The organism is Pseudorhodobacter ferrugineus DSM 5888 (assembly GCF_000420745.1).
Lineage (GTDB): Bacteria > Pseudomonadota > Alphaproteobacteria > Rhodobacterales > Rhodobacteraceae > Pseudorhodobacter > Pseudorhodobacter ferrugineus.
On sequence record NZ_ATVN01000001.1, the window covers coordinates 106,618 to 118,832 of the forward strand.

11 protein-coding genes are annotated in these 12,215 nt (G+C 59.7%); 1 reads left to right on the plus strand and 10 read right to left on the minus strand.

Going from position 1 to position 12,215, the window contains the following annotated elements; translation table 11 throughout:
• Nucleotides 1–63 precede the first annotated feature (63 nt).
• Together G560_RS18150 and cysQ are read right to left on the minus strand one after the other, a co-directional pair.
• A complete protein-coding gene (locus G560_RS18150) occupies nucleotides 64–1,299 on the minus strand; it encodes a glycosyltransferase family 2 protein (protein WP_022702364.1) in 1,236 nt (411 codons plus the stop codon).
• Entirely contained in the window at nucleotides 1,296–2,090 is a 795-nt protein-coding gene (gene cysQ / locus G560_RS0100595; RefSeq protein ID WP_022702365.1) for a 3'(2'),5'-bisphosphate nucleotidase CysQ, read from the minus strand. Before cysQ ends, G560_RS18150 begins: the two co-directional genes overlap by 4 nt.
• Before the next feature lie 163 nt (nucleotides 2,091–2,253).
• Between cysQ and G560_RS0100605 the strand changes: the two genes are divergently transcribed.
• Entirely contained in the window at nucleotides 2,254–3,075 is an 822-nt protein-coding gene (locus tag G560_RS0100605; protein WP_022702367.1) for an ABC transporter permease, read from the plus strand.
• Nucleotides 3,076–3,173: 98 nt separating this feature from the next.
• Here G560_RS0100605 and G560_RS20155 read toward each other — a convergent pair whose 3' ends face one another.
• The 8 genes from G560_RS20155 to purH all read right to left on the minus strand — a co-directional run bounded on the left by G560_RS20155 (nucleotide 3,174) and on the right by purH (nucleotide 12,195).
• Nucleotides 3,174–3,707 (minus strand): HutD/Ves family protein, encoded by a 534-nt coding sequence (locus G560_RS20155; protein WP_211215440.1) that lies wholly within the window; start codon nucleotides 3,705–3,707, stop codon nucleotides 3,174–3,176.
• Nucleotides 3,708–3,718: 11 nt separating this feature from the next.
• Nucleotides 3,719–4,879, minus strand: coding sequence for a DNA recombination protein RmuC (locus G560_RS0100615; protein WP_022702369.1), 1,161 nt, complete (start codon nucleotides 4,877–4,879; stop codon nucleotides 3,719–3,721).
• Nucleotides 4,876–6,702 (minus strand): DNA mismatch repair endonuclease MutL, encoded by a 1,827-nt coding sequence (gene mutL / locus G560_RS0100620; protein WP_022702370.1) that lies wholly within the window; start codon nucleotides 6,700–6,702, stop codon nucleotides 4,876–4,878. The genes G560_RS0100615 and mutL overlap by 4 nt, the downstream gene beginning before the upstream one ends.
• A 75-nt stretch (nucleotides 6,703–6,777) precedes the next feature.
• On the minus strand, nucleotides 6,778–8,088 hold the full coding sequence (locus tag G560_RS0100625) for a M16 family metallopeptidase (RefSeq protein WP_022702371.1): 1,311 nt from the start codon (nucleotides 8,086–8,088) through the stop codon (nucleotides 6,778–6,780).
• Nucleotides 8,085–9,437, minus strand: coding sequence for a M16 family metallopeptidase (locus tag G560_RS0100630; RefSeq protein WP_022702372.1), 1,353 nt, complete (start codon nucleotides 9,435–9,437; stop codon nucleotides 8,085–8,087). The genes G560_RS0100625 and G560_RS0100630 overlap by 4 nt, the downstream gene beginning before the upstream one ends.
• Nucleotides 9,438–9,540: 103 nt before the next feature.
• Nucleotides 9,541–10,068, minus strand: coding sequence for a DUF3035 domain-containing protein (locus G560_RS0100635; RefSeq protein ID WP_022702373.1), 528 nt, complete (start codon nucleotides 10,066–10,068; stop codon nucleotides 9,541–9,543).
• Between the two features lie 53 nt (nucleotides 10,069–10,121).
• Nucleotides 10,122–10,604, minus strand: coding sequence for a signal peptidase II (gene lspA, locus G560_RS0100640; protein ID WP_022702374.1), 483 nt, complete (start codon nucleotides 10,602–10,604; stop codon nucleotides 10,122–10,124).
• Nucleotide 10,605: 1 nt separating this feature from the next.
• Complete coding sequence (gene purH, locus G560_RS0100645) at nucleotides 10,606–12,195, minus strand: bifunctional phosphoribosylaminoimidazolecarboxamide formyltransferase/IMP cyclohydrolase (RefSeq protein WP_022702375.1); 1,590 nt, start codon at nucleotides 12,193–12,195, stop codon at nucleotides 10,606–10,608.
• Nucleotides 12,196–12,215 lie beyond the last annotated feature (20 nt).

Sequence of the window (12,215 nt, forward strand, 5' to 3'; positions counted from 1 at the left end):
ATTCGGGTAATATTTGGACAAAAAGTTGACAAAATGGAAACAGTTGCGGCTTTTGGGCGAAATTTAATCAGTTTTAGGCGGTAAAATCGGTCCGACGGGGCGATAATTTGCAAGGCGGGTGGTTTCGATGTTGCGCCGTTTTGCGGCGGTTTGCCAGACAAAGCGTTGGCCAAGGCGGAAAGCGGGGCCAAAGCGGCCGCCGGTTTGTTCCCACCACCCGTGTTCGGTAAAGCGGTGGGTGTGGGGCCGCATGCCGCGCGACAGCAGGATTGCGGTGACGATTTCCCCCCGCGCGCGGGCGGCTGTTGCGTTGGAATATAGCGCGTGGCACTGTGCCTTTGTGCCGAACAAAACCCGCCCCGTGCGGGGGGCTGTGTCGGGGAGGGCGAGAAACGCGGCTGTGGTTGGGGCAAGCGGTGTCTGCGAATAGGCCTGCGTGTTTGCGGCGGCTATACCGTCCTGCAAACCGGCCATGAGACGACCTATGTCACGGGGTTCCAAGGCGCCGCTGATCATATGGCGGAGCAGGCGGGCGCGTTGATCTGTGACATGTTTGGCAATTGCATCAGGGCTTTGGCCATGCAGCGCGGTAAAGCGGGCAAGGCTGCGGCCGATCTGGGTAAGGTCGGTTGGCACACGGTCAGCGCGGCGGCGGTCCGAGGCGGCAAAGCCGTGATGAACGACGGCATCCGGCACAATCGCGGTTAGGCCCCCACGGGCGGCCAGACGCAAGTTCACGTCTGCTTCATCCAGATAAAAGGCAAAGCCCGCGTCAAAGCCACCGATTGCCAGCAGATCATCACGGCGAAAGGCGCAGTTTGTGCCTTGGGTTTTGATTGCGCGGGTGGCGGTGCCTGCGTGCAGGCTGATGCCTTCGGGTGGGGTAAAGGGGTGGTCGATCCCGTCACCATCCACCCACATCGCGCGCCATTGCCACGAAAGGCCGGACCGACCCAAAACATATCCGCCCGCCGCTGTGACGCGGATGTCTGCAAAAGGCGCGGTCAGGCGCGAGAGCCATGTGGGTTCGGGCACCGCATCATCATCAAGGAAGGCTGCGATGGGGGCGGCGGCCAGTTGCAGCCCGATATTGCGCGCGGCCGAGATATTGGCGCTGTCGTATTCGGCCAGTTTGACCTGTAGCTTGGCGGCGCGCACGGCTTGCGCCGCCGCAGGATCAGCGACGACGATCACCTCAAAACTCGGGTGGTCCATTTGTGCCACGCCCGCCAATGCCCGCATCAACGCCGCCGGTCTGTGGCGGCTGACGATGATGAGGCTGGCGGAAAGCGGGGTCATTTTTTCAACAAAACGCCCGGGGCATAGGCGATAAAGAACGGGTTGTCCCAGCCCGATTTGCCATAGGCCAAGGGTTCGTGGGTATCAAAGCGAACGACATGGCCGCCCGCACCGCGCAGCACGGCATCACCCGCCGCCGTGTCCCATTCCATAGTGCGGCCAAGGCGGGGGTAAAGATCGGCCTCGCCCGTTGCCACAAGGCAGAATTTCAGGCTGCTGCCCGCCGAGGTCATGTCGCGCACAGCGTATTTGCCGATATAGGCATCGGTCGCGGCATCGCGGTGGGATTTCGAGGCGACAACCATGAGCGCCTGATTGTCAGGTTTCGAGACGTGGATTTCATGCGTGGGGCCTGCGGTGGTTTTGTCGAAATCACCCGTTTCCTCCACCGCCTGACCATCGGGACGGGTATAGAACAAGCGGCCCTTGGCGGGCGCATAGACAACGCCCAAAACGGGGACGCCATTTTCGACATAGGCGATGTTCACGGTAAAATCGCCGCGCCGTTGGACAAATTCCTTGGTGCCGTCCAGCGGGTCCACGATCAGAAAGGTCTGGGCGGTCAAAGCGTGGCTGTCGGCCTGTTCTTCGGTGATCAGGGTCACATCGGGATAGGCCGCGCGCAGGCCTGAGGAAATGATGGCATCGGCGGCCTCGTCGGCTTCGGTCACGGGGCTGGCATCGGATTTGGCGCGCACGTCAAAATCGGGGGCGGCGTAAACCTGCATAATCTTGTCGCCGGCTTCGAGTGCCAATCTGCGCATCAGCGCCATAAGGGGGGAAAAGTCCATGCTGCTCTCCGTCGTTTATTGGGCCGTGGTTCGGGCCGTTTGGGGGAGTTTCGACAAGATTGCCAAAACGATTAATTCCCCTTATCATAGGTCGCTAAGGGATCGGCAAGATTTCCCCTGTAAAAAGTTCTGAGGCCACCCGCGAGCAGAGGTAGGAATCACGATGTTTCAGCGCCAGCACCGTGGGAATGCGGTTAGCACTGCTTTTGGCATGCTGGAACTGGTGTTCCATGCAACCGTTCGGAACATCCGGAAAAACCATGGGAATCCGATCATCGGCCTTGTGCTGAATATCTTGCAGACGGTGATGCTGGTCGCGGTATTCTTTTTCATGTTTCACATTCTGGGTCTGCGCGGAAATGCTATCCGTGGTGATTTTCTGCTATATGTGATGTCGGGCATTTTCATGTTTATGACGCATATCAAGGCATTGGGGGCCGTGGCCGGCTGTGACGGGCCCACGTCACCCATGATGAAACACGCGCCGATGAACACATTTGTGGCGATTACTGCGGCGGCACTTGGGGCGCTATATACGCAGATTTTGTCGGCCGCTGTTGTGCTTTATGTGTACCATGCTGCTTTCAGCCCGATTGAATTTCACGACTTTCCAGGCAGTTTGGGCATGTTGATCCTATCGTGGAGCAGTGGTGCCGCGATTGGCACGATCCTGTTGGCGGCCAAGCCGTGGCAGCCCGATGCGGTTGGGATCGTGACCCAGCTGTACCAGCGCGCCAATATGATCGCGAGCGGCAAGATGTTTGTGGCCAATACCCTGCCCACATCAAAGCTGGCAATGTTTGATTGGAACCCGTTGTTTCATACAATTGACCAAGGTCGCGGGTTTATTTTCCTGAATTACAACCCGCATTACAGCAATTACATGTACCCGATCAAAGTAACATTGGTGCTGTTCGTGATCGGGCTTATGTTTGAAAACTTTACCCGCAAGCATGCCTCGCTCAGCTGGGGTGCCAAGTCGTAAAGACAGAGCCTTATAGCGTTTCGACTTTAACTTGACCCAAGATAGATCACATAACGCGTTGAAATTTATGATTTCAGGCAGCGTTATGTGAGCAAGGTTTAAGTCGAAACGCTTTGGGGCGTTTCAAACAGGTGAATGACCAAGGCAGGCCCGCCCGTGATGTCTGCGGATCCGGTATTATACAAGAAATCATGCAGGTTCAGGCTGGTCGCGCCAAAGCGGGTTGCCGCCAAGGCAAAGATGCAAAGCGTGGCCCCTTGCATGGTGGTAACCGTTTGGTTTTGCACCAGCGAGACACGGGGTTTGGGCAAGGCGCGTTGGGTCATGACGTTGAAATCAACGGCAACACCGGTGACATTCGCGGCCGAAAGCGGCAGGTCACCCGGAAAGGCGACAGGGTGCAAAGGATCGGCGCGAAAGGTGGTTGTGCCGGCAAGGTCAAACCCTGGGCCGTCGATCACGGTCAGGTTGCGGTCGATGTTGGGGAATTGCGAAAACGGCCCGTTTTCGGACACCTTTGCCATTGAGAACCGCCAAAGAAAAGCGCCATCCGCTGTGGCTTTACGCAGAATTTCGATGGTGCTGCCGCGCCCGTTGGCCCAAGGCATTTCAGTATAGTCGGCACGGGTCATGTGGCGGTGCGTCATTCTGCGGCTTGTCCCCCGATGACAGTTGGCACCGCTTCCGGCGCCAGTTCCTCAAAATCGAAATTATCCAGTTTGGCTGCACGTTTACCGGCACGTTCGGCGGCGGTATTGATGCTTTCAAGGTCATCGCGGGCTTGGTTGAAATGGGTGTTCAGCTTTTCCACCCGCCCCACAACCAATTCCACATCGCGGTGGAGCAGGCGCAAGGTGGCGCGGATGGCACCGGCCTGTTCGCGCATCCGCGCATCTTTCAGCACGGCGCGCATGGTGTTCAGGGTTGCCATGCAGGTGGTTGGCGACACGATCCAAACCTTGGCATCAAACCCGTCGCGCACCAGTTCGGGGAAATTGGCGTGCAGTTCGGCATAGACCGCCTCGGATGGGAGGAACATCAGCGCACCATCGGCGGTTTCGCCGTCTAGGATGTATTTTTCCGAAATCGCCTTGATATGGGCGCGGACGGAGACGCGCATAAACCGCGCCGCTTCGGTCAGTTCCGCGGGCGAGGACGCGCGGCGCAGGGCCTCATACGCCTCCAGCGGGAATTTGCTGTCGATGACGATGGGGCCGGGGGGATTGGGCAGGTGGATCAGGCAATCGGCGCGCTTGCCGTTGGAAAGCGTGGCCTGCATTGTGTAGGCATCCGACGGCAAGGCCTTGCGCACGATGTCGTTCAGCTGAATTTCACCAAACGCACCGCGGGTTTGTTTGTTGGACAGAATATCCTGCAAACCTAAGACGTTACCAGAAAGTTTTTCAATATTGGCCTGCGCTTTGTCGATCGTGGCAAGGCGTTGTTGCAATTCACCAAGGCTGTGCGCGGTGCGCGAGGAGCTGCCTTGCAGGCTTTCGGTCATGCCGCGCTGCACCTCCATCAAGCGCTTTTCCATCAGTTGCAGCATGGCGGTTTGGGAATGGGTTTGGGTTTCCGACACATGATGCAGGCCGCCCGCAAGTCGTTCCTGCCCTTCGGACAGGTTTTGGACGCGCTGGCCAAGGTAGGACATTTCGCGCATCAGGGGTTCGGTTGCTTTGGCCGATTGCCCAGCGGCGCGCAGGATCAGCAGGAAAAAGCCAAGGATAACAAAGGCAACGCCCGCGATGATCAGCACCACGGGGTCGTTCCACATGTAGGTTTTGTCTGCGATCTGGATCATCTGCGCCCGAACAATTTTTCAATATCAGCCAGTTTCAGTTCCACATAGGTGGGGCGGCCGTGGTTACATTGGCCCGACAGGGGGGTCGCCTCCATCTCTCGCAGCAGGGCGTTCATCTCCTCGGCCCGCATTTGGCGACCAGACCGGATGGAGCCGTGGCAGGCCATGCGCGACAAAACCGCGTCGATTTTCGCCTGAAGTCGGTCGGAGGCACCAAGGTCGGCAAGGTCATCAAGGATGTCGCGCAGCAAGGCGGTGGCATTGACGCGGCCCAGAATGGCGGGGGTTTCACGCACGGCGATGGCGCTGCCGCCGAACCCTTCGATCACCAGACCAAGTTGGGCTAGGTCGGGGGCGAGGTCGAGGAGACGGGCAGTGTCAGAGGCGGAAAGTTCAATGATTTCAGGTATAAGCAAAGCTTGGGCGGCGATACCGTTTGTATCGCGCTGTGCCTTGAGGCGTTCATAGACCAGCCGTTCATGGGCGGCGTGTTGGTCGATGATGACCATGCCATCGGTGGTTTGCGCGATGATGTAGTTTTCATGCACCTGCGCACGGGCAGCGCCCAAGGGGCGCGTGGTGTCGCCTGTGGGCACATCCTCGAACCGTGCAGAAGGGGACTCGGCAAAGCCCATCGGGGTTTCGGGGGCTTGATAGGCATAGGCGCGTGACAAGGCGCCAGAGGAAGGGCGGTCCATTTGGTAGATGCGGGGCTGTGACGTTTCCGCCTGAAACGCGCCCAAAGTTTCGGCGCCCACAGTTGATGACGCGCGGTGCCCCGCCGTGGCCAAGGCATTGCGCAGGGTGGAGATTATAAGCGCGCGCACAAGGGCGGGTTCACGAAACCGCACCTCGGATTTCGCGGGGTGGACGTTTACGTCAACGGCCTGCGGGTCGCAGATGATGTTCAGCACGGCGGCGGGGTGACGGTCGCGGCTGAGGACATCCATATAGGCGGCGCGGAGTGCGCCAAACAGCGTGCGGTCCTGAACGGGGCGGCCATTGACGAACAGGTATTGCGCGGCAGAAGACCCGCGCGAATAGGTGGGCAAGGCGGCATAACCCACAAGCCGCAACCCGTCGCGGCTGTGATCAACGGGCAAGGCGTTATCGGCAAAATCGCGGCCCAAAACGGACGTGACGCGCCCATGCAGCGCGTCGAAAAAATCGCCCGACACGGGGTCGGCGCGAAACATCACGCGGGCCTCACCGCCCGACACATCGCGCAGGGTAAAGCCGACCTCGGGTTCCGCCAGAGCAAGGCGTTTGATAACCTCGGCAATCGCCATCGCCTCGGCGCGGTCGGACCGCATGAATTTCAGGCGGGCGGGGGTGGCGTAGAACAGATCACGCAGTTCGACGACCGTGCCAATGGTTAGGGCGGTGGGGCGCACAGGGTCCATACGGCCACCGGAGACGGCGATCATCATGGCATCAACGCCTTGGGGGCGCGAGCTGATGGTCAGGCGACCCACGGCACCCAACGAAGGCAGTGCCTCGCCACGAAAACCGAAGGAATGGATGTTCAGCAGGTCGGACCCGTCGATTTTGGATGTGGCATGGCGCGACAGGGCCAAGGGCAGGTCGTCGGCGGTCATGCCACAGCCATCATCGGTGACGCGGATCAGGGTTTTGCCACCATCGGCATAATCAACGCTGATGCGCCGCGCGCCTGCGTCCAGCGCGTTTTCAACCAGTTCCTTGACCGCCGATGCGGGACGTTCCACCACCTCACCCGCCGCGATGCGGTTGATGGCGGCTTCATCCAGCTGGCGGATGATCGGGCGCTGGTTTGCTGATATGTTGGGGTTGGCAGCGTTCATGCCCCCATTTATAGCATGGCGGCGCTCTCTAGGCCACCATGCCACAAAGGTTATCCACCGATTTTATCGGCCTGTTCAGGGCGTCGTTGTCAGCCCGTCAGGCTGCCCCACCACAACGAAATGCAGCGCGTCGGGTTTCAGCAATCGTTTGGCGATTTTCTGGATGTCGTCCAGCGTTACCGCCTCGATTTTGGCGTTGCGGGTTTGGGCGTAATCTATCGGCAAGCCATCGGCCTGCATGCCCACGAGGATGCCCGCAATCGTGCCATTGCCGTCAAAGCGGAGGGGGTAAGAGCCGGTCAGATAGGTTTTGGTGTTCGCCAATTCCGCGTCGGTCACGCCCGTGTCATACATGCGTTGCCATTCCGACCGCACGATGTCTATCGCCTGCGTCGTGGTGGCATTGGCGCTGGAAAACTGGCCTATCATCAATTCGGCATAGTCTTGCGGCACAAGATAGCTGCTGATGCCGTAGGTCAGACCGCGTTTGTCGCGCACCTCAGTCATCAGGCGCGCGGTGAAACGGCCACCGCCCAGAATTTCGTTCAGGATGTAGGCCGCGAAAAATTCGGGGTCATCACGTTTGATGCCTTGATGGCCGAAATAGATGACCGATTGCGGGCCGGGGAAATCGACGACTGTAACGCCGCCTTGCAGGCCCCAATCCGCACGATTGGGCAATGGGGCGCCTGTCGCAGGAAGGCCACCCAAGAGCGTGTCAAGGAGTGTGCCAAGCTGATCGGCGGTGATGTCACCCGTGGCGGCGACATACAGACGGTCGCGGCTGAGCGCACCTTTGTAGGCTGAGACGATATCTTCGCGGCTAAGGCTGGCCACCGTTTCCATCGTGCCATCGCCATCGGTGGCATAGGGGTGGGTGCCAAAGGTCAGACGGTCGAATTGAGTCGCGGCAATGGCTTCAGGGCTTTTGAGATTCGCTTGGATGTTTGACAGCACCTGTCCGCGCACGCGCTCTACCGCGTCGGCATCAAAGCGGGGTTCGGTGATGGCAAGGCGGAGAAGATCGACGGCCTCATCCCGATTTTCGGTAAGGAATTGGGCCGAGATGCCGATGCTATCGGTGCGCGCGCCAAAGCTGAAACGGGCGGCGAGAGCATCGCGGGCATTGGCAAAGCCTTGGGCATCAAGGTCGCCCGCGCCTTCCTCTAGCAGGGCCGCCATAAGGTTGACGGCGCCGCGCTGATCGGCGGGATCAAGCGAGGTGCCGCCGCGGATCTGGATTTCCAGCGCGGTGAAAGGAATTGTGTGATCTTCGACCAACCAAGCGGTGATGCCGCCTGGGGATGTGACCTGTTGAATGGGCAATTCGGCATGGGCAGGCAGGGCAAAGGCAAGCAGTGCCGCAGTGAAAAGGCGCTTTATCATGGTTTTACCCCTGTGCTGCTGTCGTCTTGGCGTTGCAACCAGCCTGTCACCGCGTTGCTGCGATTCAGCACGTCGCGCGCGGCGGCCATCACATCCTCGGGCGTTACCGCTTGCAAGATTTCGGGCCAAGCCTGCACATCGGCCACGGTCAGGCCCGTAGTCAATGCTGTTCCATATTCCCGCGCCAATCCGGTTACATTGTCGCGGGCATAGATTTCTTCGGCACGCAATTGGCGTTTGATGCGGTCAAAGGCCACTTGGTCGACGCCGTCGGTCAGAAATTGCGTCAAAACCCCATCAACCGCGCTTTCCAGATCGGCCAGCGATGTATCGGGGGTAGGCACGGCCACGACACCAAATTCCCCGATATCAAGCGATTGGCCGCTGTAAAAAGCGCTGGTGTAAACGGCTTTGGGGGCGTCCCCGAATTGCAGGCTGCGCGCCATGATCGAGGTGGTGCCATTGCCGCCCAGCAGTTCGGCCAGAAAGGTCAGGGCTGCGGCCTTTTCCTGCGCGCCCGTGTTGCGTTCGGGGGCAAGGTAGCTGCGGATGACATAGGGTTGGGCGACGCGCGGGTCGGACATGGTCAGGCGGCGTTCCGAGAGTTGCGGCGGTTCGGTCACGCGGACGCGCGGCCCAAGGCCCAGGGTCGGGGCGATGGGGCCGTAATGGGTGGTCGCCAAGGCGCGGACGTCATCCGGGTTCACATCACCAGCGACGATCAGGATTGCGTTGTTGGGCGCATAAAAGGTGCGGTAAAACGACAGGGCATCTTCGCGGGTCAGGGCCTCGGCCTCGTGCTTCCAGCCGATCACGGGGGTGCCGTAAGGGTGGTTGAGGTATTGCGCGGCGCGGCGTTGTTCGCCGAACAGCGAGCCGGGGTCGCTATCGGTGCGCTGGGCGCGTTCTTCGATAATCACGGCGCGTTCGGTTTCGACATCGGCCTCGGATAGGGTCAGACCGCGCATGCGGTCAGCCTCCATTGTCATCATCAAATCAAGGCGGTCGGTGGCAACCCGTTGAAAATAGGCGGTATAGTCGTAATAGGTAAAGGCATTGTCGTCGCCGCCCTGCGCCTCGACCGTGGCAGAAAATTCACCGGGGGCCAGTGTATCGGTGCCTTTGAACATCAAATGTTCAAGGAAATGGGCGATGCCGGATTTGCCACGGGGTTCATCTGCGGACCCGATTTTGTACCACATCATATGGGTGACAACGGGGGCGCGGTGATCTTGGATCACCACCGCCTCTAGCCCGTTTTCCAGCGTAAAGGTGGTGACTTTATCCGCGAGGGCCGTGGTGGCGGTGACGGCCCCCAAAACAAATGGCAAGACGAGGGTACGCAACATATCAGGTCCTCTGGTTTGGTGGCTTCGGCTTACACCTAACCACCAGCCCCGCAGGGTCAAGCTGTCTTGACGCGGAAGTGAAGCGCTGAAGACCTGAGCGGTGTTATTCTGGAGGAGGGGGGGCCGAAACCGTGCGAATACCGCGACGACGCCATTTGCGCAATTCGGCATCTTGATCCAGCGACACATTGGAATAGGCCTTGAAGTAGACGTTCACGTTGAACAGGCGTTCCAGAATGCGGCCTTTGTTGTCGCGGCGGTGTTCCAGATCGGCGGCGGCCAATTCAGGCCGGATTGACGCAGAACGGCCATAACGCGACGCAGAGGCAACCAGCGCAGAATCGCCCGCAGGCACGCCGGCACCATCACGGACCTTGCCGCCAAGGGCGATGGCGATATCGGCCTCGGGGTCTTGATCGGTCAGGTTGGTGCCGCCCAAGGTGGGTTCTGGCAGGGTTTGCAAGTCTTCGGGCAATTCCAGTGCCTTGGGGGGTAAAATGCCAAATTCATCCGGCCCGTTACCGGATGACCGCAAGTTCATCAGTTGCGGATCCGCGTTGCGGTCGCCGCAGGCTGCAAGCGTTAGCATCATCGCAGCCGCGAGTGCCAATACCCCTTTTCCTGCAAGCATATCCGTCTCCTTCACCCAATTCGTCCCCTGTTTAGCCCAAACTTATCGGCGCGTCACGAGGTCTTTCGCGGTTTACTCTTGCTGTCTGCTGCAAAAAGAACAAGCCCTGCTGCACCAGCAAAGATAGCAATGTCAGCCACATTGAATGCATAGGGGTTTTCAAAGCCGCAGCAAGACATGTTCAAAAAGTCGGCAACCGCACCGTAAGCGATGCGATCTACCACATTGCCCAAGGCCCCGCCGATCAGAATTCCTGCCGAAATCTGGGCGAGTTTGGGTTGTTTGGTGCGTGCCATCCAGCGCCAAACCCAGACGGTAATCGCCAACGAGACCGCAATCAGCACCCAGCGCATAAAGCCTGCGTCATTGGCAAACAGGCCAAAGTTCACGCCCTTGTTCCACGCCATCCGAAACGTCAGGTAGGGCGGCCAGATATCCATATCGCCGATTTCGCGCAGGTTCAGGCCAAAGACCACGGCCAGTTTGCTGGCCTGATCCAGTGCGAAAATAACAAGAGCGGACCAGAACATGCGCATATTAGTGCCGGAAATGCCGTTGGCCGGTGAATACCATCGCAAGGCCTGCGGCATCGGCGGCTGCGATCACCTCGTCGTCACGCATCGACCCACCCGGTTGTATGATAGCGGTGGCCCCAGCTTCGGCTGCGGTGATCAGACCATCGGCAAAGGGGAAAAACGCATCCGATGCAACGACCGACCCGATGGTCAGGGGTGCGGGCAGGCCCATTGCCTCGGCCATATCTTGCGCCTTACGGGCGGCGATTCGGGTGCTGTCAACGCGGCTCATTTGCCCTGCGCCGACGCCGACGGTGGCCCCGTCTTTGACATAGATGATCGCGTTGGATTTGACGTGTTTGGCCACGGTCCAAGCCATGAGCAAATCGCGCATTTCTGCATCTGTGGGGGCGCGTTTGGTCACGACCCGCAGATCGGCCTGTGTGACATTGGCGGCGTCACGGTCCTGCACCAGAAAGCCGCCCGCAACCTGACGGTAGGCAAGGCCAAGGGTGGCGGCATCGGGCAGGGTGCCCGTGGTCAACAGGCGCAGGTTCTTCTTGCCCGCAAACACCGCGCGGGCGGCATCATCGGCATCGGGGGCGATGACGACTTCGGTGAAAATTTCGACAATCTTTTCGGCTGTGGGGCCGTCAAGTGTTTGGTTCAGCGCGATAATTCCGCCGAACGCCGAGGTGCGGTCGCAATCGAAGGCGCGCGCATATGCTTCGGCCAGTGTCGCCCCAGTTGCCACGCCGCAGGGGTTTGCGTGTTTGATAATCGCGCAGGCGGGGCCACGGCCTGCAAATTCGGCGACCAGTTCAAAGGCGGCATCGGTGTCGTTGATGTTGTTGTATGACAGCTCTTTGCCTTGCCATTGTTTAGCGGTGGCAACACCGGGGCGGTTGGTGCCATCGGTATAAAACGCCGCGGCCTGATGCGGGTTTTCGCCGTAGCGCAGGGTTTGCGCCAGCGTTCCGGCAAAGGCGCGGCGGCGCGGCGCCGTAATGTCCAAAGCACCCGCCATCCAGTTGGACACAGCGGTGTCATAAGCGGCGGTGCGGCCATAGGCGATTTGCGACAGACGTTGGCGGAAGGCATAGGATGTGGCGCCGTTATGGGTGGCGAGTTCAGCCAGCAAAGCGGCGTAATCTTCGGGGTCGGTCACTACATTCACAAAGGCATGGTTTTTCGACGCCGCGCGGATCATGGCGGGGCCGCCGATGTCGATATTCTCAATGCAGGTGTCATAATCGGCACCTTTGGCCACTGTCGCCTCGAACGGATAAAGGTTCACGACCAGCAGGTCGATCGGGGCGATGCCGTGGGTTTCCATTGCGGTGATGTGGTCGGCATTGTCGCGCAGGGCCAGCAGCCCACCATGCACCATCGGGTGCAGGGTTTTGACGCGCCCGTCCATCATTTCGGGAAAGCCTGTGACATCGGCCACATCACGCACGTCCAGCCCCGCCTTGCGCAGCGCGGCCGCCGACCCGCCTGTGGACAAGAGTTCCACCCCCTGTGCGACCAGCGCGCGCGCAAGGTCGATCATTCCGGTTTTATCGGACACAGAGATAAGGGCGCGCTTTACAGGGACAAGATTGGTGGTCATGGGGCGAATACCTTTGGGCA

Coding starts and splice junctions, on each gene's coding strand:
- G560_RS0100615 (WP_022702369.1), bottom strand. CDS start 4,879: ATGATCCAGATCGCAGACAAAACCTACATGTGGAACGACCCCGTGGTG.
- G560_RS0100630 (WP_022702372.1), bottom strand. CDS start 9,437: ATGTTGCGTACCCTCGTCTTGCCATTTGTTTTGGGGGCCGTCACCGCC.
- mutL (WP_022702370.1), bottom strand. CDS start 6,702: ATGAACGCTGCCAACCCCAACATATCAGCAAACCAGCGCCCGATCATC.
- G560_RS0100605 (WP_022702367.1), top strand. CDS start 2,254: ATGTTTCAGCGCCAGCACCGTGGGAATGCGGTTAGCACTGCTTTTGGC.
- G560_RS0100625 (WP_022702371.1), bottom strand. CDS start 8,088: ATGATAAAGCGCCTTTTCACTGCGGCACTGCTTGCCTTTGCCCTGCCT.
- G560_RS18150 (WP_022702364.1), bottom strand. CDS start 1,299: ATGACCCCGCTTTCCGCCAGCCTCATCATCGTCAGCCGCCACAGACCG.
- purH (WP_022702375.1), bottom strand. CDS start 12,195: ATGACCACCAATCTTGTCCCTGTAAAGCGCGCCCTTATCTCTGTGTCC.
- lspA (WP_022702374.1), bottom strand. CDS start 10,604: ATGCGCATGTTCTGGTCCGCTCTTGTTATTTTCGCACTGGATCAGGCC.
- G560_RS0100635 (WP_022702373.1), bottom strand. CDS start 10,068: ATGCTTGCAGGAAAAGGGGTATTGGCACTCGCGGCTGCGATGATGCTA.
- G560_RS20155 (WP_211215440.1), bottom strand. CDS start 3,707: ATGACCCGTGCCGACTATACTGAAATGCCTTGGGCCAACGGGCGCGGC.
- cysQ (WP_022702365.1), bottom strand. CDS start 2,090: ATGGACTTTTCCCCCCTTATGGCGCTGATGCGCAGATTGGCACTCGAA.